The 26,783-nt window shown below is 44.2% G+C and carries 23 protein-coding genes; 15 read left to right on the top strand and 8 right to left on the bottom strand.

Annotated elements, in window-relative coordinates; all coding sequences use genetic code 11:
- A partial coding sequence (gene glnS, locus R7H07_RS20655) for a glutamine--tRNA ligase (protein WP_318128600.1) occupies nt 1-1,362 on the top strand: 1,362 nt, incomplete at its 5' end.
- A 222-nt stretch (nt 1,363-1,584) separates the two neighbouring features.
- Here glnS and fcrX read toward each other — a convergent pair.
- Nucleotides 1,585-2,034, bottom strand: a complete 450-nt coding sequence (gene fcrX, locus R7H07_RS20650; protein WP_005382141.1) for a ferric iron uptake transcriptional regulator FcrX — start codon at nt 2,032-2,034, stop codon at nt 1,585-1,587.
- 200 nt (nt 2,035-2,234) lie between these two features.
- On the opposite strand from fcrX, the gene R7H07_RS20645 reads away from it, so the two are divergent.
- Nucleotides 2,235-2,738, top strand: a complete 504-nt coding sequence (locus R7H07_RS20645; RefSeq protein ID WP_005382144.1) for a DUF4442 domain-containing protein — start codon at nt 2,235-2,237, stop codon at nt 2,736-2,738.
- A 52-nt stretch (nt 2,739-2,790) separates the two neighbouring features.
- Here the strand turns inward: R7H07_RS20645 and fldA are convergent, their stop codons facing one another.
- The 3 genes from fldA to R7H07_RS20630 form a co-directional block, all read right to left on the bottom strand.
- Nucleotides 2,791-3,324, bottom strand: a complete 534-nt coding sequence (gene fldA, locus R7H07_RS20640) for a flavodoxin FldA (protein ID WP_005382146.1) — start codon at nt 3,322-3,324, stop codon at nt 2,791-2,793.
- A 48-nt stretch (nt 3,325-3,372) separates the two neighbouring features.
- Nucleotides 3,373-3,594 carry a DUF2788 domain-containing protein gene (locus R7H07_RS20635; protein WP_005393038.1) on the bottom strand — a complete coding sequence of 74 codons (222 nt, stop codon included), beginning with the start codon at nt 3,592-3,594 and terminating at the stop codon, nt 3,373-3,375.
- Between the two features lie 112 nt (nt 3,595-3,706).
- Nucleotides 3,707-4,474: an alpha/beta fold hydrolase gene (locus tag R7H07_RS20630; RefSeq protein WP_017819953.1), complete on the bottom strand. Its 768-nt coding sequence runs from the start codon at nt 4,472-4,474 to the stop codon at nt 3,707-3,709.
- Between the two features lie 92 nt (nt 4,475-4,566).
- Between R7H07_RS20630 and seqA the strand changes: the two genes are divergently transcribed.
- Together seqA and pgm are read left to right on the top strand one after the other, a co-directional pair.
- Nucleotides 4,567-5,109, top strand: a complete 543-nt coding sequence (gene seqA / locus R7H07_RS20625; protein ID WP_005382149.1) for a replication initiation negative regulator SeqA — start codon at nt 4,567-4,569, stop codon at nt 5,107-5,109.
- A gap of 93 nt (nt 5,110-5,202) precedes the next feature.
- Nucleotides 5,203-6,849, top strand: a complete 1,647-nt coding sequence (gene pgm, locus R7H07_RS20620; protein ID WP_065274259.1) for a phosphoglucomutase (alpha-D-glucose-1,6-bisphosphate-dependent) — start codon at nt 5,203-5,205, stop codon at nt 6,847-6,849.
- 61 nt (nt 6,850-6,910) lie between these two features.
- Here the strand turns inward: pgm and R7H07_RS20615 are convergent, their stop codons facing one another.
- Nucleotides 6,911-7,684 (bottom strand): DUF1853 family protein, encoded by a 774-nt coding sequence (locus R7H07_RS20615; RefSeq protein ID WP_065274260.1) that lies wholly within the window; start codon nt 7,682-7,684, stop codon nt 6,911-6,913.
- 232 nt (nt 7,685-7,916) lie between these two features.
- Here R7H07_RS20615 and R7H07_RS20610 point away from each other — a divergent pair, with 232 nt between their 5' ends.
- Complete coding sequence (locus tag R7H07_RS20610; RefSeq protein WP_005382162.1) at nt 7,917-8,675, top strand: Nif3-like dinuclear metal center hexameric protein; 759 nt, start codon at nt 7,917-7,919, stop codon at nt 8,673-8,675.
- 92 nt (nt 8,676-8,767) lie between these two features.
- Here the strand turns inward: R7H07_RS20610 and R7H07_RS20605 are convergent, their stop codons facing one another.
- Nucleotides 8,768-10,057, bottom strand: coding sequence for a citrate synthase (locus tag R7H07_RS20605; protein ID WP_017819951.1), 1,290 nt, complete (start codon nt 10,055-10,057; stop codon nt 8,768-8,770).
- A gap of 396 nt (nt 10,058-10,453) precedes the next feature.
- On the opposite strand from R7H07_RS20605, the gene sdhC reads away from it, so the two are divergent.
- The 8 genes from sdhC (at nt 10,454) to sucD (ending at nt 20,163) form a co-directional block, all read left to right on the top strand.
- Entirely contained in the window at nt 10,454-10,846 is a 393-nt protein-coding gene (gene sdhC, locus R7H07_RS20600) for a succinate dehydrogenase cytochrome b556 subunit (RefSeq protein ID WP_017634811.1), read from the top strand.
- Nucleotides 10,840-11,184, top strand: coding sequence for a succinate dehydrogenase, hydrophobic membrane anchor protein (gene sdhD, locus R7H07_RS20595; protein ID WP_005382169.1), 345 nt, complete (start codon nt 10,840-10,842; stop codon nt 11,182-11,184). The genes sdhC and sdhD overlap by 7 nt, the downstream gene beginning before the upstream one ends.
- A complete protein-coding gene (gene sdhA, locus R7H07_RS20590) occupies nt 11,185-12,951 on the top strand; it encodes a succinate dehydrogenase flavoprotein subunit (protein WP_005382172.1) in 1,767 nt (588 codons plus the stop codon).
- Between the two features lie 15 nt (nt 12,952-12,966).
- Complete coding sequence (locus R7H07_RS20585) at nt 12,967-13,677, top strand: succinate dehydrogenase iron-sulfur subunit (RefSeq protein ID WP_005382174.1); 711 nt, start codon at nt 12,967-12,969, stop codon at nt 13,675-13,677.
- A gap of 171 nt (nt 13,678-13,848) precedes the next feature.
- Nucleotides 13,849-16,674, top strand: coding sequence for a 2-oxoglutarate dehydrogenase E1 component (gene sucA / locus R7H07_RS20580; protein ID WP_005382176.1), 2,826 nt, complete (start codon nt 13,849-13,851; stop codon nt 16,672-16,674).
- Between the two features lie 28 nt (nt 16,675-16,702).
- Nucleotides 16,703-17,911: a 2-oxoglutarate dehydrogenase complex dihydrolipoyllysine-residue succinyltransferase gene (gene odhB / locus R7H07_RS20575; RefSeq protein ID WP_005382177.1), complete on the top strand. Its 1,209-nt coding sequence runs from the start codon at nt 16,703-16,705 to the stop codon at nt 17,909-17,911.
- A 213-nt stretch (nt 17,912-18,124) separates the two neighbouring features.
- A complete protein-coding gene (sucC, locus tag R7H07_RS20570; protein WP_005382179.1) occupies nt 18,125-19,291 on the top strand; it encodes an ADP-forming succinate--CoA ligase subunit beta in 1,167 nt (388 codons plus the stop codon).
- Nucleotides 19,291-20,163, top strand: a complete 873-nt coding sequence (gene sucD / locus R7H07_RS20565) for a succinate--CoA ligase subunit alpha (RefSeq protein ID WP_005382181.1) — start codon at nt 19,291-19,293, stop codon at nt 20,161-20,163. The genes sucC and sucD overlap by 1 nt, the downstream gene beginning before the upstream one ends.
- Before the next feature lie 119 nt (nt 20,164-20,282).
- Here sucD and znuB read toward each other — a convergent pair whose 3' ends face one another.
- Together znuB and znuC are read right to left on the bottom strand one after the other, a co-directional pair.
- Complete coding sequence (gene znuB, locus R7H07_RS20560) at nt 20,283-21,068, bottom strand: zinc ABC transporter permease subunit ZnuB (protein WP_005382183.1); 786 nt, start codon at nt 21,066-21,068, stop codon at nt 20,283-20,285.
- Entirely contained in the window at nt 21,061-21,849 is a 789-nt protein-coding gene (gene znuC, locus R7H07_RS20555; RefSeq protein WP_017634809.1) for a zinc ABC transporter ATP-binding protein ZnuC, read from the bottom strand. Before znuC ends, znuB begins: the two co-directional genes overlap by 8 nt.
- Nucleotides 21,850-21,927: 78 nt before the next feature.
- Between znuC and znuA the strand changes: the two genes are divergently transcribed.
- A complete protein-coding gene (znuA, locus tag R7H07_RS20550) occupies nt 21,928-22,815 on the top strand; it encodes a zinc ABC transporter substrate-binding protein ZnuA (protein WP_065274261.1) in 888 nt (295 codons plus the stop codon).
- Between the two features lie 202 nt (nt 22,816-23,017).
- On the top strand, nt 23,018-26,395 hold the full coding sequence (locus tag R7H07_RS20545) for an AraC family transcriptional regulator (RefSeq protein WP_065274262.1): 3,378 nt from the start codon (nt 23,018-23,020) through the stop codon (nt 26,393-26,395).
- The last annotated feature ends 388 nt before the right edge of the window (nt 26,396-26,783 follow it).

The following is a 26,783-nucleotide window of genomic DNA, read 5'->3' as shown; positions in this document are numbered from 1 at the left end:
TTCGATAAGCTTTACGAATATGCAATTGAATTGATTAACAAAGGCTTAGCGTACGTAGATGAGCTAAGTCCAGAGCAAATTCGTGAATACCGCGGCACACTAAAGGCGCCAGGTAAACCAAGTCCATACCGTGACCGTTCTGTTGAAGAGAACTTGGCGTTGTTTGAAAAAATGCGCGCTGGTGAATTTGAAGAAGGTAAAGCGTGTCTTCGTGCTAAAATCGACATGGGTTCTTCATTCATGGTCATGCGCGATCCAGTTTTATACCGTGTGCGTTTTGCTACGCACCACCAAACTGGTGATAAGTGGTGCATTTACCCAATGTACGACTTTACGCACTGTATTTCTGATGCATTAGAAGGCATTACGCACTCTATTTGTACGCTTGAATTCATGGATAACCGTCGTCTGTACGATTGGGTTCTAGACAACATCACGATCGAAAGCCGTCCACATCAATACGAGTTCAGTCGTTTAAACCTTGAATACACAGTGATGTCTAAGCGTAAGCTTAACCAGCTAGTTACTGAAAAACTGGTTAATGGTTGGGATGATCCACGTATGCCGACTGTCTCAGGTCTGCGTCGTCGTGGCTTCACACCTGCATCTATTCGTGAGTTTTGTAAGCGTATTGGTGTAACGAAGCAAGAAAATATGATCGAGTTTAGTTCATTAGAATCTTGTATTCGTGATGACCTAAACGAGAACGCTCCGCGTGCAATGGCTGTACTGGATCCTGTTAAAGTTGTTATCGAAAACTTTGAAGCAGGCGCAGTAGAAAACTTGACAGTTGCCAACCACCCAAATAAACCTGAAATGGGCGTGCGTGAAGTGCCATTCACGCGTGAATTGTGGATTGAGCGTGAAGACTTCCGTGAAGAAGCGAACAAAAAGTACAAGCGTTTAGTGCTAGGTAAAGAAGTTCGTTTACGTGGTGCTTACGTGATCAAAGCTGAGCGCGTTGAAAAAGATGCCGAAGGCAACATCACAACGATCTTCTGTTCTTACGATGCAGATACGCTAGGTAAAAACCCAGCAGATGGTCGTAAAGTGAAAGGCGTTATTCATTGGGTGTCAGCTGATAAAGCTCTTCCAGCGGAAATTCGTCTGTACGATCGTTTATTTACGGTGCCAAACCCAGGCGCAGCGGAAGATTTTGCTTCTACTATCAATCCTGAATCATTAGTTGTGATCAATGGCTTCGTCGAGCCTAGCCTAGCTTCTGCAGAAGCAGAAAAAGGTTACCAGTTTGAACGTATGGGTTACTTCTGTGCAGACTCGAAAGACTCTTCAGCAGATAATCTAGTATTCAACCGCACGGTTGGTCTACGTGATACCTGGGCAAAAATTGAGAATCAATAATCTCAATTAATGCTGAGAAAGATGAAAAAATGCCAGCAAACGCTGGCATTTTTTATACCTAATCCCACAGAGTGCTATATAGATGTGCAAAACTGTGGAGAAAAAAGATGGGTGTTTAGTAGCTTTTGTTCTGTAACCAAAGTACTGACGTCTAAGGTATTGACTTCTAGAAACAAAAAACGCCAGCATGTGCTGACGTTTACTTTTTAAATTAACAAACCCTTATTTTTTCGGTTTGTGTGCATCTGGATTGTCTTTACAACCACCATCGCTACACTTGCCGTACAAGTATAAGCTGTGGTTTGTTAGTGTGACATTGTACTTAGCTGCAATCTCTTTTTGACGTTCTTCAATAAGATCGTCAGAAAATTCAATTACCTCACCACAGTCTAGGCACACTAGGTGGTCGTGGTGATGTTGAGTCGATAATTCGAAGACTGACTTTCCACCTTCAAAGTGGTGACGAGTTACAATACCAGCATCGTCGAACTGGTTTAGAACTCGGTAAACAGTTGCTAGGCCGATTTCTTCACCTAGATCAATCAACTTTTTGTACAAATCTTCAGCACTGATGTGCTGGCAGTCTGGCTGCTGAAGTACTTCTAGAATTTTTAGCCTCGGAAGGGTTACTTTTAAACCCGCATCCTTCAGCGCCTGATTATTATCTGACATATACTTTCCCGTTGGATCATCTGCAGCGATTTAACAGAATTCAATCTTCCTACCATTATAGGATAAGCGTTCGGAACATTAAACCACGAACTTCAAAGGGTTAATAGAATCTTTTTGTAAATTAGAAACAGGTCCATTATATTACAGCTCTGACCAGTTACAATTGTGTAACATTAAGCTTGGAGAGGGCAGGGATAGCGATGAATAGGCGACTAGCGAAGATATACAAACCAGGAATTGTAAAGTTCGCACTCAATATTTGGCCTCCTTTTTGGGGGGCGGGTATTAAAATCTTACATATTTCTCAAGACTTCCGTACTGTAAAGGTACGTTTAAAGCTTCGCTGGTGGAATAAAAATGCCAATCGCACCCAATATGGCGGCAGTATTTTCTCTTTAACTGATCCTATTTACTCGTTGATGCTGATGGGGATTCTACGAGAGGAATATTATGTGTGGGATAAAGAGGCAAGCATTAACTTTATTAAGCCGGGGCAAAGTGATTTGTTTGCAGAATTTGAGGTCACTGAAGGGATGCTGGAAAACATTTATCAAATGACACGGAATGGAGAAAAGTGTTTTCCTGAGTTTATTACTCATGTAAAAGATAAACAGGGGAATGTGGTTTCAGAGGTTCAACGCAAGCTTTATGTAAGAAAGAAACCTCAGTATCGCGAAGAGGAAGTACTTACCGATGCTGTGTGACAATACATACAAAAAGACCTCCAAGTGGAGGTCTTTGTATCATTCAATTTGATTAGCCTTCTAGCTCAGCTAAACACATCTCTTCATAGATCTGTTTAACCCAGCTTTCAACACGCTCGTCAGTCAATTCTGGTTGGCGGTCTTCATCAATACATAGACCTACGAATTGGCTTTCGTCACCTTCAACAAGTGCTTTAGACGCTTCAAATTCGTAGCCTTCTGTCGAGGTATGGCCAAGAATTGTGCCGCCTTTAGATTCAACGATATCACGGACTGTGCCCATCGCGTCACAGAAGTATTCTGCGTAGTCTTCTTGGTCGCCACAGCCAAAGATAGCCACTAGCTTAGTAGAGAAGTCGATTTGCTCAAGCTCAGGGAAGAAGTCATCCCAATCACATTGTGCTTCGCCGTAGTACCAAGTTGGGATACCTAGAAGAAGAAGATCGAAGTTATCAATGTCTTCTTTGCTGCTTTTCGCGATGTCTTGAACGTGAACTAGATGTTTACCTAGTTGCTTTTGAATCATCTTTGCAACGGCTTCAGTATTACCTGTGTCGCTACCGAAGAAGATACCTACACTTGCCATAGAGTCTATACCTTTACATTGTTTGTTATTGGCGATGCTACTAAGGGTTTAACCTAACCCTGAGCCTTCCCAAGTTAGCTGAATTACACCTTTTGCAATAAAGCCAGCACAGCCTAGGAAAAGGACTAACCACACAATACGACGACCAAAAACAGGTACATTGCCTTGCTTTAGCACATCTTTTATCGCCATCCCGATGAAAAAAAAGATAGCAGCAAAAAGAAGATCGAGCCCAATAGACTCGAGCATATCCATATAGTCGTAAAGCATTTTAGCCCTTCATGCCGAAAAATCTTGGGCGCACTATACCACTGTTAAACGGTAAAGTTAATGCACTACAAGAAAGGTTATTTCAATAATCTAGTGTTGCTTTTCGAATTTGTTAACTCGAAATGTATTTTCGAATGACTCTCATTACTTCTGTCGGTTTCTCGGCGTGTAACCAGTGACCAGTGCCAGCGATAATGTGTGCTTTAGCATGGTTAAATTGTCGCTTCACTGCCGGCTGATGTTCTGGCATTAAGTAGTCAGAGTCGCCGCCTTTGATAAATAAAGTTGGGATATCTGTTGGTGTGATTTCTTGCCAGCCAATAATTTGGTCATAATTCTCAAAAAGGCTCGGTACGTTAAACCGCCAATCCATCTTATCGCCATTTTTGTACAGTGATTTAGAGAGAAATTGTCTTACACCATCGAGTTCAATATGTTGAGCTAGGATATCCATGGCTTGCTGTCGATTTGCTGGTTTTTCATTAATAACAGCATGTAAGCCGTTAAAAACATTATCGTGACGGTTCGTAGTGTAGGCTACAGGCGCCATGTCGAGAACGACTAACTGCTTGACTACATTTGGAGCAATGTCCACAAGAGCCATCGCGACTTTTCCGCCCATGGAGTGACCAATAACAATAGATGGCTCAACGTTTAAGTGCTGAAGGAGCTGAGCCACATCTTTTGCCATATCGGTATAGTTATGGACTTCGGAGTGGAAAGAGAGGCCGTGATTTCTCAGATCAATACTGATCACCGTGTGATCTTTAATAAGATCGCGGGCGAGTAGACCCAGATTACTTAAACTACCAAACAATCCGTGAATCAAAACAACTGTTTGGCCTTGGCCTTCCTGCTTATAGTTGAGTAATGCTGACATTTTATCTTATTCGTGATGGGTTTAACGTGGAGTATCCGCGTGGATCTCGTTATAATCCCCCAGAGTTTAAACATTGAGAATGTGAAAAGCGAATGAAAACAATTGAGGTTGATGAGGATCTATACCGTTATATAGCTAGTCAAACTAAGCATATCGGTGAAAGCGCCTCGGATATTTTGCGACGCCTTTTAAACCTTGATGGTCAGTTGCAGGAAGCTAAAGCCGCGCCTGTAGTAGAGAAGCCACAAGGGATTGTAGTAAGTAAAGATGCGGGTAAAACGGAATCTGTTGATGTAGTGAAAGAAATGCGTTCGCTGCTTATTTCTGATGAGTTTGCCGGTCTAAAAAAAGCGATTGATCGCTTTATGTTAGTATTATCGACCTTACATAAATTGAATCCAGAAGGTTTCGCCCAGGCTACGAATGTAAAAGGACGCAAACGCGTGTACTTTGCAGATAATGAAGAAACCTTGCTAGCAAACGGTAATACGACCAAGCCAAAAGCCATTCCTGGCACACCGTTTTGGGTTATCACGAATAACAATACAAGTCGTAAAAGACAGATGGTTGAACAAGTGATGGCACACATGGGGTTCCAACCTGACTTAATAGAAAAAGTAACAGGTTCAATCTAAGAAACCTGATAGAAGCCTCATAATGCGTCGCAGTGAGCGGATATTATGAGGCTTTTTTAATTTTTATTTGTATTGAAAGAAAGGATGTCAAACATGGCTATGCACCCTCGTGCTGGGCAAAAAGCGCAGCAGGAAGATCTTCACAATATCCCAGCACTCGTTGCTAACTACTTCTTACTTCAACCAGACGCGGCAAACGCAGAACACAAAGTTCAATTTGGTACTTCTGGCCACCGCGGTACTGCAGACAAGCACACTTTTAACGAAAACCACATTTTAGCGATCGCTCAAGCGGTAGCAGAAGTTCGTGCTGAGCAAGGCACAACTGGCCCGTTGTTTGTGGGTAAAGACACGCATGCGCTATCTGAGCCTGCTTTCTCAAGTGTGATTGAAGTACTGATTGCAAACGGTGTGAAAGTGATTGTCCAACAAGACAACGGTTACACGCCAACACCGGGTATTTCACACGCGATTCTGACTTACAACATCAAACACGATGAAAAAGCAGACGGTATCGTTATTACCCCATCACATAACCCACCACAAGACGGCGGTATCAAATACAATCCGACACATGGTGGTCCTGCAGAAGCTGAGTTGACTCAAGCTATCGAAGATCGTGCGAACGAATTGATTGCTGGAGGTTTACAAGGTGTTAAACGCCTACCACTAGCAGAAGCAAAAGCATCGGATCTGTTTGTAGAGATGGACTTGGTGAAGCCATACATCGATGACCTGGTGAACGTTATTGATATGGAAGCAATCCAAAAAGCGAACCTGAAGATTGGTGTAGATCCATTGGGTGGCAGCGGTATCGATTACTGGCGTCAAATTGGTCAGGCATACAACCTAGACCTAACGCTAGTAAGTGAATCGATCGATCCTTCTTTCCAATTCATGTCGCTAGATAAAGACGGCGTTGTGCGTATGGACTGTTCTTCTCCTTACGCAATGGCGGGTCTATTGGCACTGAAAGACGAATACGATTTAGCATTTGGTAACGATCCTGACTACGACCGTCACGGTATCGTTACGCCAAAAGGTTTGATGAACCCGAACCACTTCTTAGCCGTTTGTATTGACTACTTGTACCGTCATCGTGACGCGTGGGGTAAAGATGTCGCTGTTGGTAAAACACTAGTTTCAAGTGCGCTGATTGACCGTGTTGTTGCGGATCTAGGTCGTGAGCTATGTGAAGTGCCTGTTGGTTTCAAATGGTTTGTAGACGGTCTGTACACTGGTAAGTTTGGTTTCGGCGGCGAAGAAAGTGCTGGTGCGTCTTTCCTTCGTAAAGATGGCACGCCTTGGTCAACAGACAAAGATGGCATCTTGCTATGCCTTCTAGCAGCAGAGATCACTGCGGTAACGGGTAAGAACCCACAAGATTACTATGAAGAGCTAGCGGCGAAGCACGGTGAGTCGAAGTACAACCGTATTCAAGCTGTAGCAAATGGCCCACAAAAAGACGTATTGAAGAAGTTGTCACCAGAAATGGTTGCGGCTGAAACTCTAGCAGGTGATGAGATCACTGCTCGTCTAACGCATGCACCAGGCAATGGTGCTGCGATTGGTGGCCTTAAAGTAACGACAGCTAACGGTTGGTTCGCTGCTCGTCCATCAGGCACAGAGGACATCTACAAGATTTACTGTGAAAGCTTCAAAGGTGAAGAGCACCTAAAACAAATCGAAGCAGAAGCACAAGAGATCGTTAATCAAGTGTTTGCAGCCGCTGGTTTGTAAAACATCCAATGGTCAATGTATCTAGCAAAGGGTTGATGTGAAAACATCAACCCTTTCATGTTTAAGTGCCCCGAACAGCTTTATCTCCGGGCCATGAATCTGGTACCACAAACCAGAATTGACCGTCTTCCGTTTGTGCGTGTATGAATCGATCTAAAGGCTTTTCAATAGGTTGAGAGAAATCGTCTGTACCGGTCGCCCAGCATGGTTTATGTAAATGATAAAGGGGTTTACTAATTAAATCCCATTGACTTTGATAGCACCAGTAACCACTAATCTGACTTGGATTTAATTCATAACCCAAGCACTCCTTAGGAGTTGGCTCTGGAGTAAACGGATTAATATAGAGTCGTCCTTGCATCATTAGGCGCTCTTCTGGAGATTCGTTTAAAGGAATTATTTTTTGAAATTCCGGGCGATCGCTCATTTTCAGTTGATGCGTGAGCATTCTATCCAATTTCGCATGTAACTGGTCGTGAGCATTCGGGCCATACCAAATGCCGTTGTAAAGAAGATAAAACTTAATCGCCACTTCCCAATGTTCTATCTGATTTGATTCTGTATTCCTCAACACCAAATCGACAGCACCAATGGTCTTACCTTCAGCGTCGTTTAACTGAATTTCTTCGGCAATAATCTGATATCGTTCTGAATTAGAAAGAGCCGCAGTGCATAGGTGCTGATATAAAAAACCCAGTCTCGGATTACCATTGTATTGTTCTGAGCTATTCAAAGGTTTGACCGAGACATCTTCTAAGGTTGCAAACGGAGGGCGTAACTTGAAAAGCGGAGGTGAAGTGGCGATCCATTGGTAAAAGCGTTGCAGTTGGTTCATCCGTATCCCTAAATGTATGGTGAGGCGACAAGCTTTGTTATTGTAACTAAATTTGCTTTTGAGGGTAGGGTGGCTAGCATCGATATTAGGGTTCGAGATACACTTTAAATACCTAAATGATATCAAGGTGCCAGATGTCAAAACGTTGTTGTATCAACTAGGTTGCACACTCTCGGTCTGATTTCATCGAGAGGTTATTTAGGTTTACATGCGCTAGAAATTGGAAGTAATAATGAATAACTTAAAGCTAGAACAGATTCTTAATGACAAACTGTCACCGCAGTTAATTAAAGATTACGCACCAAACGGGTTACAGGTAGAAGGGAAATCAGCGGTAAAGCGTGTTATCACTGGCGTAACCGCCTCTCAAGCCTTAATCGATAAAGCGATTGAGCTTAATGCAGACGCATTGCTTGTTCATCATGGCTATTTTTGGAAAGGTGAGCCTGAGCCAATTCGTGGCATGAAAGGTAAACGAATTCGTAGCCTGATCAAAAATGATATCAACTTATATGGTTATCACCTTCCTCTAGATATTCATCCAGAGCTAGGCAACAACGCTGAATTAGCTCGCTTACTTGAAATCGAAGTAGAAGGTGGGCTTGAAGGGCACCCTCAGTCAGTTGCTATGTTTGGGCGCTTGAAAAAGCCGATGTCTGGTGTTGAATTTGCGAGTAAGATCAATCAAGTTCTTGAAAGAGAGCCTCTGCATATCGCTCCAGAGAATACTGATAAGATGATTGAGACAGTCGGCTGGTGTACTGGTGGAGGGCAGGATTTCATTGAACTTGCTGTACAGCACGGGCTGGATGCATTTATCTCTGGAGAAATTTCAGAGCGCACCACTTATACTGCTCGTGAAATGGACATTCATTACTTTGCTGCAGGTCATCATGCTACTGAGCGTTATGGTGTTCAGGCCTTAGGCAAATGGCTAGCGGATGAATATGGCCTACATGTGGAGTTTATCGATATTGATAATCCGGTTTAGCGTTCTCCATTAATAACGTTAAACGCAAAAAAGAAAAAAGGGTTGAGACGAAAATCTCAACCCTTTTGTTTGTCTATCTTCGTACTAAAAGATCATTCACGTTCGTGAAGTGGAGAAAACTCACGTTGTGTTTCGCCAGTGTATAGCTGACGAGGACGACCGATGCGGTTCAGTGGATCGCTGTGCATTTCGTTCCAGTGAGCAATCCAGCCGATGGTACGAGAAATCGCGAAGATAACCGTAAACATAGAAACTGGAATACCAATCGCTTTAAGAATGATACCTGAGTAGAAGTCTACGTTCGGGTACAGCTTCTTAGACACGAAGTACTCATCAGAAAGTGCAATGCGCTCAAGTTCCATTGCAACGTCTAGCAGAGGGTCTTGAATGTTTAGCTCTTTGAGAACTTCATGACACGTTTCGCGCATTACTGTCGCACGTGGGTCGTAGTTCTTGTAAACGCGGTGACCAAAGCCCATTAAGCGGAATGGGTCATCTTTGTCTTTCGCGCGGTCTACATATTCAGGGATCTTATCGACGCTGCCAATCTCTTCTAGCATTCTCAAGCAGGCTTCGTTCGCACCACCGTGAGCAGGTCCCCAAAGGGATGCAATACCAGCGGCAATACATGCAAATGGGTTCGCACCAGAAGAGCCAGCTAGACGTACAGTTGATGTCGACGCATTCTGTTCGTGATCCGCGTGTAGAGTGAAAATCTTATCCATCGCACGGGCAACCACAGGATTTACTTCATACTCTTCGCAAGGGTTTGCGAACATCATATGCAAGAAGTTCTCTGCGTAGCTAAGGTCGTTACGAGGGTAAATAAATGGCTGACCGATAGAATATTTGTAACACATCGCCGCCAGTGTTGGCATTTTTGACAGCAGACGGTACGCTGCAATTTCGCGGTGTTCGTCGTTGTTAATGTCAAGAGAGTCGTGATAGAAGGCTGCAAGTGCTCCAACTACACCACACATTACCGCCATTGGGTGTGCATCGCGTCGGAAGCCATGGAAAAAGCTTGCGATTTGCTCGTGTACCATTGTGTGACGAGTAACGGTCGTTTTGAATTGCTCGTATTGTTCTCGGGTAGGGGCTTCACCATAAAGAAGGATGTAACATACTTCTAAGTAATCTGCGTTATTGGCTAATTGATCAATCGGGAAACCGCGGTGCAAAAGAATGCCTTTGCCGCCATCGATGTACGTGATTGATGATTCACAAGATGCAGTGGCAAGAAAACCTGGGTCAAAAGTAAAGTAACCATTGGCTCCCAGCTTACGAACGTCAATTACAGGTGTACCTAGCGTACCGTCCATAATTGGCAGTTCGATTGGCGCTTGACCTTCAACATGAAGGGTCGCTTTCTTATCCGCCATAACAATCTCCTTTGTTTATTATTTAATCCGTCCAGGATGTTTATGTGCCATTTTTGTACTGTTGTTAAAGCTTAAAGTCAATTTTTCTCCATCTTTGTGTGCACTTGTTATGATTTTTCTCATGAAAATCGTTAAAAATCTGTTCTATGTAGCATAATTTGTTACACCAATTGTATTAGAATGTTGCTCGCCGTATATTGGCAAAGAAAATTTTAGTTAAATCCTTATAAATTCGGGGCTAGAAACAAAGAGTGAGGTTTGTTGCTGGATTCCGTTTGTTAACAAACCGTTTACAATTATCTGGGTTGTTACTCGCGATATTTGTTAAATAGATGTTAACTTTTGTACGTTTGGAAGCTGAAATTGGTTATAACAATAAATGCTCAATGGAGCTGAGTGAGCAAGCCCGTGAAAGAAAGAAAGTCAAGACCTGTTAATTTAGATTTACAGACCATCCACTTTCCTATCACAGCAATCGCATCCATCCTACACCGTGTGTCTGGGGTAATTACGTTTGTTGCGGTGGGTATATTACTGTGGTTACTATCCATTTCTCTGTCATCCCCAATGGGTTTTATGGAAGCCGCTGACATCGTCGATAGTTTCTTCGTAAAATTCATCCTGTGGGGAATTCTTACTGCACTTGCCTACCACATCGCAGGTGGTATCCGTCACTTATTGATGGATCTAGGTCACTTTGAAGAACTAGATTCAGGCACGATGAGCGCTAAAGTCGCGTTTGGTGCAACAGCAGTATTATCATTATTGGCGGGGATCTTGGTATGGTAAAACACGTATCTTCATTTGGTCGTAATGGTGTACACGATTTCCTACTAATTCGTGCAACTGCAATCATTATGACGCTATACACGATTTATCTGATTAGCTTCTGTGCATTTTCAGATATCTCTTACGCATCTTGGACCCAATTCTTTGGTGGTACCTTCACTAAAGTATTCACCATGTTGGCACTTGTCTCGATCCTGATTCACGCATGGGTTGGTTTGTGGCAGGTATTAACTGATTACATTAAGTGCGCGAAACTACGTGGCGCACTACAACTTGGTGTTATTGCCGTGCTATTCGGCTATGTCTTCTCTGGTCTATTTATTCTGTGGGGTGCGTAAGTGTCTATTCCAGTTCGTGAGTTTGATGCCGTAGTAATCGGCGCTGGTGGTGCAGGTATGCGCGCTGCACTACAAATTTCAGAACAAGGCCTATCATGTGCTTTGTTGTCAAAAGTATTTCCAACACGTTCTCATACTGTGTCTGCACAGGGTGGCATTACTGTTGCTCTGGGTAACTCGCACAAAGACGATTGGCAATGGCACATGTACGATACCGTTAAAGGTTCCGACTACATCGGTGACCAGAACGCGATTGAATACATGTGTAAAAATGGTCCTGAGTCAGTTATCGAGCTTGAAAAAATGGGTCTGCCATTCTCTCGTTTTGATAATGGTACCATCTACCAACGTCCATTCGGTGGTCAATCTAAAGAGTTTGGTGGTGAGCAGGCTGCTCGTACAGCCGCTGCTGCAGACCGTACTGGTCACGCACTTCTTCACACGCTTTACCAGCAAAACGTAAAACACAAAACAACCATCTTCTCGGAGTGGTACGCTTTGGATCTTGTGAAAAACCAAGACGGCGCAATCATGGGTTGTACTGCGATTTGTATGGAAACGGGTGAAATCTGTTACTTCAAATCGAAAGCAACCATTCTAGCTACAGGTGGTGCAGGTCGTATTTACGCATCGACCACTAACGCGCACATCAACACGGGTGATGGCGTTGGTATGGCACTTCGCGCAGGCGTTCCAATGCAAGACATGGAAATGTGGCAGTTCCACCCAACAGGTATTGCTGGCGCGGGTGTTCTAGTGACGGAAGGTTGTCGTGGTGAAGGTGGTTACCTTCTAAATAAAGATGGTGAACGCTTCATGGAGCGCTACGCACCAAACGCGAAAGACCTTGCTGGTCGTGACGTGGTTGCTCGTTCAATGATGATTGAAATTCGTGAAGGCCGCGGCTGTGATGGTCCTTGGGGTCCACATATCAAGTTGAAACTTGATCACCTTGGTAAAGAAGTACTTGAATCACGTCTACCAGGTATCTGTGAACTGTCTCGTACATTTGCACACGTTGACCCAGTGAAAGAGCCAATTCCAGTAATTCCAACTTGTCACTACATGATGGGTGGTGTACCTACTCAAGTCTCTGGCCAAGCAATTAAGCAGAAGGCCGACGGTAGCGAGATGGAAGTACAAGGCCTTTACGCATGTGGTGAGATTGCTTCTGTATCGGTACACGGTGCTAACCGTCTGGGCGGCAACTCATTACTAGACTTGGTCGTATTTGGTCGTGCTACTGGCTTGCACCTTGGCGAAACGCTAGCAGCGCAAGCAGAAGCTCGTCCTGCAACAGAATCTGATATTGAAGCGTCTCTAGCGCGTACTATGCGTTGGGAAAACAGCACTGGTGGTGAAGATCCAGTTCAGATTCGTAAAGACCTACAAGCATGCATGCAAAACAGCTTCTCGGTATTCCGTGAAGGCGATGCGATGGCAACCGGTCTAGAAGAGTTGAAAGTGATTCGCGAACGTTTGAAAGATGCGCATCTAGCGGACAAGTCTTCAGAGTTCAACACGCAGCGTATTGAGTGTCTAGAACTTGATAACCTGATGGAAACCGCGTTTTCAACTGCCGTTGCAGCAAACTACCGTACAGAGAGTCGTGGCGCACATGCTCGTTTCGATTTCCCTGAGCGTGATGATGAGAACTGGCTATGCCACTCTATCTACAATCCGGAAACAGAAGCGATGACTAAGCGTGATGTGAACATGACGCCAACGCATCGTGAAGCTTTCCCGCCGAAAGTACGTACATACTAAAGGGAGGATACGACTATGAAATTAAACTTCTCTTTATACCGTTACAATCCGGATGTGGATACCAAGCCTTACATGAAAGAGTATACCCTTGAGGTAGACGAAGGCTCAGACATGATGGTGCTTGATGCATTGATTCTGCTAAAAGAGCAAGATCCAAGCATCGCGTTCCGTCGCTCATGCCGTGAAGGGGTATGTGGTTCTGATGGTTTGAATATGAATGGTAAAAACGGCCTAGCGTGTATCACACCGTTATCTGCTCTACAAGGCGATAAGATAGTTATTCGTCCACTACCAGGGTTACCTGTCGTGCGCGATCTTATCGTTGACATGACGCAGTTCTATGATAACTATGCGAAAGTTAAACCATTCTTGATTGATGATGGTGCATTACCACCATCACGTGAGAACCTACAATCGCCTGATGATCGTGCGCATTTAGATGGATTGTACGAATGTATCATGTGTGCATGTTGTACAACGTCTTGCCCATCATTCTGGTGGAACCCTGATAAATTCATCGGCCCAGCTGGTCTTCTCGCAGCGTACCGTTGGCTAATTGATAGCCGCGATACGGCAACAGATGAACGTTTGTCTGATCTTGATGATGCATTTAGCGTTTTTCGTTGCCATGGCATCATGAATTGTGTAAGTGTTTGTCCTAAGGGATTAAATCCGACGAAAGCCATCGGTCACATTAAGTCGATGTTGGTTAATCGTTCGGTTTAATTTACTCGCTCTTAGGAATGTCGCAGTGTTGCGGATCACCCGATATGACCGCTTCACTGCTTCAGTAATATTCGAGTAAAGAATACAAAAATTGCCGACCGTATTTTTAGTCGGCTCTTATAGCTCGGCAAAGACCGAAGCAAACGTGAAAACTACTGGTTAAGGGAAAATATGCACAACGGCGTGATGAAGGCATGGCTCGAGTCTTCACACTTGGCTGGCGCCAATGCAACGTATGTAGAGGACCTCTACGAACTGTATCTAAGTGATCCCGATCTGGTAAGTGAGGAGTGGAAACGTGTTTTTGAAGGCTTGCCTAAGCCATCAGAAGAAGTGGCAGAACAACCACATTCACGTGTCCGTGACTACTTCCGACGACTCGCTAGAGAAACAAAGCATTACAATGTCCAAGTTAGTGACCCAGATGTCGATGCAAAACAAGTAAAAGTTCTACAGCTAATCAACGCATACCGTTTCCGCGGGCATGAAGCTGCAGAATTAGACCCACTAGGTCTATGGCAACGCCCAACAGTGGCGGAGTTAGACCCTGCTTTTCATAATCTTACCGAAGATGACTTCGAAGAAACTTTCAACGTAGGTTCTTTTGCTGTTGGGCAAGAAACCATGAAGTTGAAAGATATCTATGAAGCCCTCAACAAAACTTATTGCGGTTCCATCGGTGCTGAATACATGCACATGACTGACACAGAGCAAAAGCGTTGGATTCAGCAACGCCTTGAGTCTGTCGTAGGCCAGCCATCATTCAACAAAGATGAGAAGCGCACATTCCTAGAAGAGCTAACAGCCGCTGAAGGTTTGGAGCGTTACCTCGGGGCGAAATTCCCAGGTGCAAAACGTTTCTCTTTAGAAGGTGGTGATGCGCTGATTCCGATGACGAAAGAGTTGATCCGTCATGCGGGTACAAGTGGAATGCGTGAAGTGGTTATCGGTATGGCTCACCGCGGTCGTTTGAACATGCTGGTGAACGTACTTGGTAAGAAACCTCAAGACCTGTTTGATGAGTTCGCCGGTAAACACGACGAAACTTGGGGTACGGGTGATGTGAAATATCACCAAGGTTTCTCTGCTGATTTTGCGACTCCTGGCGGTGATGTTCACTTAGCACTTGCATTTAACCCGTCGCACCTAGAAATCGTAAACCCAGTAGTCATGGGCTCAGTTCGAGCACGTCAAGATCGCTTGGGTGATAATCAAGGTAGCAAAGTGCTTCCTATCACCATCCACGGTGATTCTGCAATCGCTGGTCAGGGTGTGGTTGCCGAAACGTTCAACATGTCTCTTGCTCGTGGGTTCCAAGTTGGTGGTACGGTACGTATCGTCATCAACAACCAAGTAGGCTTTACGACGTCTAATCCTCGTGACACGCGTTCTACGATGTACTGTACCGATATCGCGAAGATGGTGCAGGCGCCAATTTTCCATGTAAATGCAGATGACCCAGAAGCAGTTGCTTTTGTTACTCGCATTGCATTGGATTACCGTAACGAGTTCAAGCGCGATGTCGTGATCGATCTTGTATGTTACCGTCGCCACGGCCACAATGAGGCGGATGAGCCAAATGCGACTCAGCCTTTGATGTACCAGAAAATCAAAAAGCATCCTACACCACGCAAATTGTATGCAGATGTTCTGATCGATAAAAATGAATCAGATATCGAGACAGCGACTCAGTTAGTCAATGAGTATCGCGATGCATTAGATCGCGGTGAAGTGGTTGTTAAAGAATGGCGTCCAATGGCGTTGCACTCTGTAGACTGGTCCCCTTACTTAGGGCACGAATGGGATATGGAGTGGGATTCAAAATACGACAAGACACGCCTTATTGAGCTAGGCAATCGTCTGTGTCAGTACCCAGAAAGCCATAAACTGCAAAGCCGTGTTAATAAGCTATACAACGATCGTCTAGCAATGATGACCGGTGAAAAAGCCATTGACTGGGGTATGGCTGAAACATTGGCGTATGCTACATTGGTTGACGATGGCAAGCGTATTCGTCTTTCTGGTCAGGACTCGGGTCGTGGTACTTTCTTCCACCGTCACTCGGTTCTTCATAACCAAACCGATGCAAGCACTTACATTCCATTAGCGAATATTCATGACAACCAAGGGCCATTCCAAGTCTTTGACTCAGTATTGTCAGAAGAAGCTGTGTTGGCGTTTGAATACGGTTACGCAACAGCCGAACCAGGTGGTTTAACTATCTGGGAAGCACAGTTTGGTGATTTTGCCAACGGTGCACAAGTTGTTATCGACCAGTTTATCTCGTCAGGCGAGCAAAAGTGGGCGCGTTTGTGCGGTCTTACTATGCTTCTACCTCATGGTTATGAAGGTCAAGGCCCTGAGCACTCATCTGCACGTTTAGAGCGTTACCTTCAGCTTTGTGCTGAGCAAAATATGCAGGTTGTGGTTCCTTCAACACCGGCTCAGGTGTACCACATGATTCGTCGTCAGGTTGTACGCCCAATGCGTCGACCTCTCATTGTTATGTCGCCGAAATCTTTGCTGCGCCACCCTCTATGTACTTCAACGATTGAAGACTTGGCGGATGGTACATTCCAATCTGCAATTCCAGAAGTAGATGATTTAGAACCAAGCAAAGTGAAACGTGTCGTGTTCTGTGCTGGTAAGGTTTACTTTGACCTACTAGAGCAGCGCCGTAACAACGAGCAAGACGATGTTGCTATCGTGCGTATTGAACAGCTTTACCCATTCCCAATGGAAGAAGTACAAGCAGCAATTGCTCAATACACTAACGTTGAGGACTTCGTGTGGTGTCAGGAAGAACCTCAGAACCAAGGTGCTTGGTACTGTAGCCAACATAACTTCCGTGCCGCTATTCCTGCAGGTGCAAATCTTAAATACGCAGGTCGCCCAGCTTCTGCTTCGCCAGCAGTTGGCTACATGTCGGTGCACTTGAAACAACAAAAAGCGTTGGTTGAAGACGCTCTGAACGTGAACTCAAAAACTTCGAATTAAGAATTAGAAGTTAAAGGAAGAAACAGATATGACAATTGAAATTCTGGTTCCAGATTTACCTGAATCAGTTGCTGATGCAACCGTAGCGACATGGCACAAACAACCAGGCGACGCAGTAGAGCGTGACGAGGTTTTGGTTGACATCGAAACAGACAAAGTTGTGCTAGAAGTTCCAGCTCCGGAAGCTGGCGTTTTAGAAGCTATTGTTGAAGCAGAAGGTGCGACAGTACTTTCTAAACAAATCATTGCTAAATTGAAGCCAGGCGCAGTTGCAGGTGAACCAACTGCAGACAAAACAGAAGGTACTGAAGCATCTCCTGATAAGCGTCACAAAGCTGCGCTTAGCGAAGAAAGTAATGACGCATTAAGCCCAGCAGTGCGCCGTTTGTTGGCTGAACATGGCTTAGAAGCAAGCCAAGTGAAAGGCACTGGTGTTGGTGGTCGTATTACGCGTGAAGATATTGAAGCGCATCTTGCGAACGCTAAATCTGCGTCAAAAGAAGACTCGCCAGCAGTGGTTGACGTGCCGGCAGCGGCTCGCAGTCAGAAGCGTGTTCCAATGACTCGCCTTCGTAAGACAGTCGCTAACCGTCTGCTAGAAGCGAAGAACAACACGGCAATGCTAACGACGTTTAACGAAGTGAACATGAAACCAATCATGGACCTTCGTAAGCAGTACAAAGATCAGTTCGAAGAGCGTCACGGTATTCGTTTGGGCTTCATGTCTTTCTACGTGAAAGCAGTAACAGAAGCGCTTAAGCGTTACCCAGAAGTAAATGCTTCGATTGATGGCGATGACATTGTTTACCACAACTACTTCGACATTAGCATGGCGGTATCAACTCCACGTGGTCTAGTTACACCTGTCCTAAAAGACTGTGACAAGCTTGGTTTCGCTGATGTTGAAAAAGGCATCAAAGAGCTGGCTATTAAAGGTCGTGATGGCAAGCTAACGGTAGACGAGCTAATGGGCGGTAACTTCACTATCACAAACGGTGGTGTGTTCGGTTCACTAATGTCTACACCAATCATCAACCCACCTCAATCAGCGATTCTTGGTATGCATAAGATCCAAGAGCGTCCGATGGCAGTGGATGGCAAAGTTGAAATCTTGCCGATGATGTACCTAGCGTTATCTTACGATCACCGCCTAATTGATGGTCGTGAATCAGTTGGCTTCCTAGTAACGATTAAAGAGTTACTAGAGGACCCAGCACGTCTCCTATTAGACGTTTAATATCGCTAAAACGTCTAGTTATCGTAGGTAGCTAGACGTTAAAAATTTCAATGGCTAGACTAGCTCAACGTTTGGCCTTCATTTGAATCCTTCAGTATGAGAACTCATGATGAAGGATTGATTTGAGAAGACCCTACAGACGTACAAGCAGCCAAGACTGCAGCGTTATGGAAATAATAAATCCCTTAAGGGAAAAACAAACGGAATATCGAAATGAATTTGCATGAATACCAAGCCAAACAGCTGTTTGCAGAATTCGGTTTGCCTGTGCCAGAAGGCTACGCGTGTGATACACCACAAGAAGCTTTTGAAGCCGCAGGCCGTATTAGTACAGCCAAGAAAGTAGTTAAATGTCAGGTTCACGCTGGTGGCCGTGGTAAAGCGGGTGGCGTAGAGCTACACGATACAAAAGAAGGCGTTAAAGAGTTTGCACAGAAGTGGTTAGGTAAAAACCTAGTGACTTACCAAACTGACGCTAACGGTCAGCCAGTAACAAAAATCCTTGTTGAAGAAGCTTCAAATATTGCGAACGAACTATACCTAGGTGCGGTAGTTGACCGTGCTAGCCGTAAGATCGTTTTCATGGCTTCTACCGAAGGTGGTGTGGAAATTGAAAAAGTTGCGGAAGAAACGCCGGAACTCATCCACAAAGCAGCAATTGACCCACTAGTAGGTCCACAAGCTTACCAAGGTCGTGAGCTAGCGTTCAAACTTGGTCTTGAAGGCGACCAAATCAAACAATTCGTTAAGATCTTTATGGGTCTTGGCACTATGTTTTCTCAGTACGATCTTGCTCTGCTAGAGATCAACCCACTTGTGATTACTGGTGAAGGCAACTTGCTATGTCTTGACGGTAAGATCAACATCGACTCAAACGCACTGTATCGTCAGCCTAAGCTTCGTGAAATGCACGATCCTTCACAAGAAGATGAGCGTGAAGCACACGCAGCTCAGTGGGAGCTGAACTACGTAGCACTAGACGGTAACGTTGGCTGTATGGTTAACGGTGCAGGCCTAGCAATGGGTACGATGGATATCGTAAACCTACACGGCGGCAAACCAGCTAACTTCTTAGATGTAGGTGGCGGCGCGACGAAAGAGCGTGTTGCTGAAGCATTCAAGATCATCCTATCTGATGACAATGTGAAAGCGGTACTTGTTAACATCTTCGGTGGTATTGTACGTTGTGACATGATCGCAGAAGGTATTATCGGCGCGGTTAAAGAGGTAGGCGTAAGCGTACCTGTTGTTGTTCGTCTTGAAGGCACTAACGCTGACCTAGGTCGCGAAGTTCTTGCTAATTCTGATGTTGATATCATTGCTGCTGAGTCGCTAACTGATGCTGCTCAGAAAGTTGTTGCTGCTGCGGAGGCTAAATAATGTCTGTATTAATTAACAAAGACACTAAAGTAATCTGTCAGGGGTTCACTGGTGGTCAAGGTACTTTCCACTCAGAGCAAGCTATCGCATACGGTACGCAAATGGTTGGCGGTGTGTCTCCAGGTAAAGGTGGCCAAACTCACCTAGGTCTTCCTGTATTCAACACAGTTCGTGAAGCAGTAGAAGCGACTGGCGCAACAGCGACAGTCATCTACGTACCAGCACCTTTCTGTAAAGATGCAATCCTAGAAGCGATTGACGCGGGTATCGAGCTAATCGTAACGATTACTGAAGGTATCCCTACTACAGATATGATCGACGTAAAAGTGAAGCTAGAAGAAACTGGCGTTCGCATGATTGGTCCTAACTGTCCGGGCGTTATCACTCCTGATGAGTGTAAGATCGGTATCATGCCTGGTCACATCCACAAGAAAGGCAAAGTAGGTATTGTATCTCGTAGCGGTACTCTAACTTACGAAGCAGTTAAACAAACCACTGACGAAGGTTTCGGCCAGTCTACTTGTGTTGGTATCGGTGGTGACCCAATCCCGGGTTCAAACTTCATTGATATCCTAAAACTGTTCCAAGAAGACCCTGAGACAGAAGCGATCGTTATGATCGGTGAGATCGGTGGTACTGCAGAAGAAGAAGCAGCAGCATACATTAAAGAAAATGTAACGAAGCCAGTGGTTTCTTACATTGCTGGTGTAACTGCGCCTCCTGGTAAGCGTATGGGCCATGCTGGTGCGATTATCTCTGGTGGTAAAGGTACTGCTGAAGACAAATTTGCTGCACTAGAAGCGGCTGGCGTTAAAACTGTGAAATCTCTAGCAGAGATTGGCCAAGGTCTACGTGAAGTGACGGGTTGGTAATCGACCACACTACTTAATAAGTATTAAAAAGCCTGCGATTTCGCAGGCTTTTCTTTTTCCGTTTCCGTGGATTTATGTTTGTTGTTAGCAAGGTCTTTCGCGTTTAATACTCAATGCGATTATGCTTTGCTTTTAATCAGCTGGCTCAGCATAAATAAGGATGTTGCGCTGATCACTACGGAAGGGCCGGCCGGTGTATCGAAGTGCCATGATAGGCTAAGCCCCATCAGTACTGCCACAGAGCCAATAATGGATGCGAACAATGCCATTTGCTCTGGTGATGAAGAGACTTTACGTGCTGTTGCGGCTGGGATAATTAGGAGCGAAGTCATGATCAACGCGCCAACGAACTTCATACCTACTGCGATTACTACACCCACCATTAGCATTAACACCAATCTAACTAAGTCTGTATTCACGCCCTCAACAGCGGCAAGTTCTTCACTGACAGTGCTAGAAAGCAGTGGGCGCCAGAAGACGTACAAACACGCGCTTACCGCAACAACACCTGCGTAAATAAACATCAGATCTTGTGGAGAGACGGCAAGTAAGTCCCCAAATAGGTAGCTCATTAAATCGACGCGCACGTTTTCCAAAAAGCTAACCGATACTAAACCGATAGAGAGTGCACTGTGTGCCAAGATACCTAACAACGTGTCTGTAGCCACAAGTTGTTGCTTTTGCAGAGTGACAAGCAAAACGGCCAGAGCTAAACAGCAGACGAGTAGCGCAAGGTAGAGATTTACGTTGAGCAAGAAGCCCAGCGCTAGGCCCATTAACGATGCATGAGCTAGGGTATCTCCGAAGTAAGCCATTTTACGCCAAACGACAAATGACCCAAGTGGACCGGCAATGATCGCGATACCAATACCAGCAAGAATAGAAGGTAGGAGAAACTCAATCATGATGGTGATGTCCGTGTTTATGGTGGGAGCATGATATCGCATCACCGCTTACTGGCGTTCCGGATAAATCGTGATGATGGTGCTCATGGTCGTGATGATAAAACGCGAGAGACTCTCTCGCTGCATTGCCAAATAGTGCGATGTAAGAAGGGTGCTGAGTAATAGTGGCAGGTGAACCTGAGCAGCAAACATGGTGATGCAGACAAATAACATCGTCCGTTTTCGCCATCACTAAATGTAAGTCATGCGATACCATAAATACGCCACAATCAAAGCGGTGACGAATGCTCTCAATTAAGTCATAGAGATCGATTTGACCTTGGATATCCACCCCCTGAGCTGGTTCGTCTAATACCAATAGCTGAGGACGTTGAAGCAGAGCGCGAGCCAGTAACACTCGTTGGTTTTCACCACCGGATAAGCGATGCATATTACTATTAAGTAAATGTTCAGCGCCAACAAGCCGTAATGCATCAATGCACTCCTGCTTACTGTATTTTCCTGCTAAATTTAGAAAGCGGGTTACATTCAATGGAAGGGAGTCATTGAGCTTCAACTTTTGAGGAACGTAACCAATTTTCAGTTTTCTTTGTCGGTTCAACTTGCCGCTAGTTGGCTTTTGAAGACCTAAGATAACTTTGACTAACGTTGATTTTCCCGCTCCATTGGGACCAATTAGGGTAGTTATTTTGCCCTTTTCTAATTCCATACTAATGTTATCGAGAACTCTGCGGCCATCGAACTCGACGCATAACTGCTCAAGATGGACTAAGGAAGACATGAATGAAACTCATTTGCAAATCAATAATGTTATAATGTAACATTATCTCACTTTCCACGCCATATCCCAAGTAAAACTATGAAAAGAGCATTAATTCTTGCTGCCTCAGCAATGTTAACACTGCCAGCACAGGCGGTAACGGTACTGACGAGTATCAAACCTATTCAGTTGTTAGTAACAGAGCTTACTCAAGGAGTAACTTCACCAGACGTGTTATTGCAGTCTAACACATCACCCCATGACTACGCTTTGCGTCCATCGGATGTTAAAAAGGTCGCTTCGGCTGATTTGGTTATCTGGTACGGACATGATCTTGAACCGTTTCTAGAGAAAGTTGTTTCGGATAGATCGAATACTTTGACTATTAGTCAAATTCCAAATCTAGAATTGCGTGAATTTGATAGTGAGCACAACCATGACCATGATGGGCACGATCATGGCTCACATGATCCGCACTTTTGGCTAGGTGTAAGCCAAGCACAACAAGTGGCCAAGGCTGTTGTGAATCAACTTGTATCACTTGATCCGGAAAATGCAGCTCAATATCAAGCGAACCTCAAAAAGTTTGAACTCGAGCTAAAAGACACTGACCAACAGATAAAGCAGAAGCTGGCACCAGTAAAAAACAAAGGTTACTTTGTATTCCATGATGCTTACGGTTATTTCGAAGATCGTTATGAACTAAATCAAATGGGGCATTTTACTGTGAGCCCGGAACGCAAGCCAGGAGCGAAGACCTTAATTCAAATTCGTCAAAAGCTAAGTGGTGGAGATGTGGCTTGTGTATTTTCTGAACCTCAGTTTACCCCGGCTGTCGTTCAGAGCGTAATGAGAGGCAGTGATGTCACTAAAGGCGAGCTTGACCCGTTAGGGAGTACAATTGAAGCAAAACCTGGCAGTTACTTTACTTTTCTCAACAATATGGCGAATAGTTTTGAGCAATGCTTGAACAAAAAGTCAGATTAAGTGCTGTCGTAATGTAGGAGTAGTCTTTTTAACGTGATCCAGTAGTAAGAATTACAACCTTTGGTAAGGCGAGCCTTTTCTCAGAAAGTAATTGAGATATCATTACCAATAATTATCAGCTCAAAATAACCGTATCAATCCATGTTTTACAAACGATGAACGGTCACTTTCAGAGCACAAATTGATACAAAAGGTTTTCGTCTTGCTACGCCAATTAGCCCTTGCTCTGTTGGGCTTTGTCTTATCCTACCAAGCATTTGCGCTTCATAATGCAAATGCAATCTTTTACCCTTTGCCAACTCAGGCAAAGGGTACTTTTATCGCGGCTAAAAAGTTGTTCTTGGGTGAAAAGGGCGGTTTGTGGATTCATGACGTACACGGACGAGTCCTGTTTTACGATGGTCAAACTATATTGCCTAAATCAGGTAGCTTCCTACAAACGTCGGCTAAGCAGTTGGCTTATCATAAAGGTGCTTTTTGGACCTTTATTGAAAATGAGGTCTATCGAACTTATCCAAATCAGGAACGACGTTTAGTCTTTAGTTTAAATCCAGGCTCACAAATAAGAAAAATAGGGTCTTCAAAGAACTATATTTGGGTGAGTGATGGCTCGCATTTCTATACCTACAATATCGACACTAGCGAGTTAAACTCTTTCTCTCTATTGCAGCTCTATCAACATAGTAATAATAGCTACGTTTACATTAATGATGCGGTGCTAGTTGAAACGAAGTGGGCACTAGCAACGACTTCCGGCTTCTATCTTTCTGAAGGTGATAAGTTTGACCATGTCGCTGCCTCAGGTCAAAGCTACATTGAGAAAGTCTATTATTCACACACGCGAAGAGAAATTTTGATAGGTACATTGCGTGGCGCTTTAATTTTCAACATTTACCAGCCTGATAAAGAAGTGATTAGAATTGGCGGCTCACATGTTTTGACATTCGCAGAGACAAATAAAGAGTATTGGGTGGGGACAGAGCATGGCCTTTATTTGTACTCATTTTTTTCAGGTGAGGTCACCGAAGTCGCGCCTGCAAGTTTTCTTGAGTTAGAGTTAGATAACACGAAGATTTATTCGTTGTTGAGCGACAATATGGGAGGGATGTGGATTGCGACTAACCAAGGTATTCGTTATTACTCGCTATTTAGTAAAAAATTTGAACGAGTGACCTTTAGTAGTTATGACTCACACACCCTATCAGGACGAATTCGGCAAACTATTGAAGGTCCTGATGGTGCGCTTTGGTTTGCTGATGACCGAAAGATTTATCGTTCAGGAAAGAGTGGGATTAACCAAGTCTTAGAGTTGGAGTCGCAGATCAATGAATTTGCGTTTCAAAACGGCATGCTTTGGCTTGCAACCTCAAAAGGGCTGGAAATATTTGATCTAAATGGTCTCAACAAGATTACATTTCCTTATTTACAGGTTATGGCCGGACATGCCGTAGAGCATGTGACCGTTGATGGTGATGACCGTCTTTGGGTATCAAGCGGATATCATCTTTACAATGTTGATACTGCTGCACAAAGCGTACGAAACTTTGGAAGTGAGTGGCTAGTAAGTCAGTATTTGCCTGCTAAGGTTACGCGCCTATATGATACTGAAGATGCCCTATTAATAGGCACCGATCATGGCGTATACCAATACAGTAATGACAACATCCAGTTTATCCGTTTTTCAGAAAAGTTTGGTGAATCATTAGACATGACCACGGCGGTTGATGGCAGCCAGTGGTTTGCTTCATCTTATGGTGTGTTTAAAACAGATACACGAAGCGATGAAAAACGTGTTGTTGAAATGAGTGAGCCCAACGCCAGACCTGCTTGCTTGATCAGAGACAGGCAAGGTGTATGGTTAGCTTCCTCTGTCGGTTTAAGCTATTACCACCTTTCGGGTGAGTTAGTGAAACATTACTCATCGTCATCAGGCTTAATGAACAATGAGTTCCTCCCTGGTATTTGTAGCGTTATACAGCAGACAGAAGTTGGTGAGCGAGAGCTTGTTCTGGGGTCGAAGTACGGACTCGTAAAAGCAGAAGCATCCAAGCTGCTTGTATCTAATCCCCCAGAGTCTAAGTTTATTGTTAGCCAAGTTGTGCTTGAAAATGAAGTTCTGCAAGTTGGTAGTGCCGATCTGAATGGGCTCACACTGCCATATGGATCTTCGCTGAGTTTTTTATTCGGTGTGATGCCAAAACCAGACAGTCAAAACTTGTACTATCGATTGAACAACGATGACCCATGGCAAACGTTAGAGGGGGGCCAACTGACACTCGAGCACCTTAGTTCCGGTGAATATCACTTGCAGGTCAGTAATGAGTCTCAAGTTGCCGCTGGAGTCGTTGGTTTAGAATCTCACTTTATCGTCCTTCATCCTTGGTATCTATCGCGATTTGCTATTTTAGGCTTTGTCGTAGCTAGTATTACGGTCGTTGCAGTACTCGTATTCTGGCGCTCGCGCTACGTTGTACAGGCTAACCGTGATCTAGCAGCTCAAGTGACTCTCAAAACGAATCAGTTAAGACATCAAAGTAGAGTGTTGCTTACGAGCAACCAGCAATTACGTAAACAGATTCAAGTTAGAAACCTACTCGTAGACCATGTAGCTCTATCCATAAAATCAAGCGTCGACTTTATTGTGGCGAAACTACCTATGCCTCTCGATACTGCGACGGAGGATCATTTGGCTAAAACGAATTGGCAGTTAAATGAACTCAAAAGCGTTCCAAGTGATGTAAGTGGTGGGAGTCAGAACTACAACTTGAGTCAGATAACTCAGTCAGTGGTTGATGTATGGCAAGATGACTTTGCAAAAGCGGGTATTTTGGTAGAGCTAGAAGATGAGAGTAAGCAGAGCCGGGTTGCTCTGGAAAGCTTTAATCTTGATGTTATTTTCAATAGCATTTTTGCCAATATCATCAAGCGCTCTTTCCGAGGTCAAACGGTTAGAATTATGCTAGAAGAGGGGCATGATATTGTGTCATTGAGCTTTCTTGATTACGGGACGCAATTACCTAATAAAGTCGCGACTGGGCTTCCATCTAACTTAAATCACTCTGAGTTGAGTATTGACCACCTTGCCCAACTAGTGACAACGAGTGGTGGTTATTTGGCTGTCTTCTCTTCTGATGCTCAAAACAAAGTCGAGATTACATGGCCATCTGCGAAGGAAAGGAGTTATCTGGATGAACCGCAGCAAGAACTCAATCCTGTAACTATTGCAGAAGATCAAGTCACACCAGAGAAAGAGTGGTTGCAAAAAGTCTATCAATTAGTGGCAGAGCATTACCATGATCCTGAATTTGGCACTGCGTCAGCCGCTAAAATGCTGTATATGTCTGAACGCTCTTTGCAGAGACGTTTTAAATCTGCCTCGTCAAGAACGTTAAAAGACTATGTCACAGAGGTTCGTTTGGAAACGGCGTGTGAAAAGTTATTGGCGGGTGAGAAAATCAGTGAAGTCGCCTTTAACTGTGGCTTTAATGATCCATCTTACTTTAGCCAAAAGTTTAAGCTACATTTTGGTTTGCCCCCTTCCAAGTTTGCTTTGACTCAAGAAAGCCAAGAAATTAACTAGAAAACCTTCATTATAAGCTCCCTAGTTAATAGTTAAGATGCTGGGGAGCTGCATACAGTGCTCTATTATTGCTGCAGTTGCTAACGCAGTGAGTTTCATTGTTTTTTCATCACATCTAGCCTACAAATCCATTCTCAACACGTAAGCACGATCACGTTCTATCTGTTAGTCGCGATGTTCATAGCAATAAGCATAAATGGCTTCAAGAGAATGATTTATTGATAGTTGCAACAAATAAATGACAGTTGTATTGCTGTATCAAAAGAGCGTTGTTCATTTGGGTGAATGATGGTGTGCGACATTCGTGAAAACGAAAACTGTGTTGAAAAGATGAATAAGGTAAAGAAGTTTTGAAAGAGGTGAAAAAAAATATCGTGGTATAGCCGGG

The organism is Vibrio sp. Vb1127 (assembly GCF_033338735.1).
In the GTDB taxonomy this organism is placed as follows: Bacteria; Pseudomonadota; Gammaproteobacteria; order Enterobacterales; family Vibrionaceae; genus Vibrio; species Vibrio alginolyticus.
This window is presented reverse-complemented; position numbering and strand designations above follow the sequence as displayed.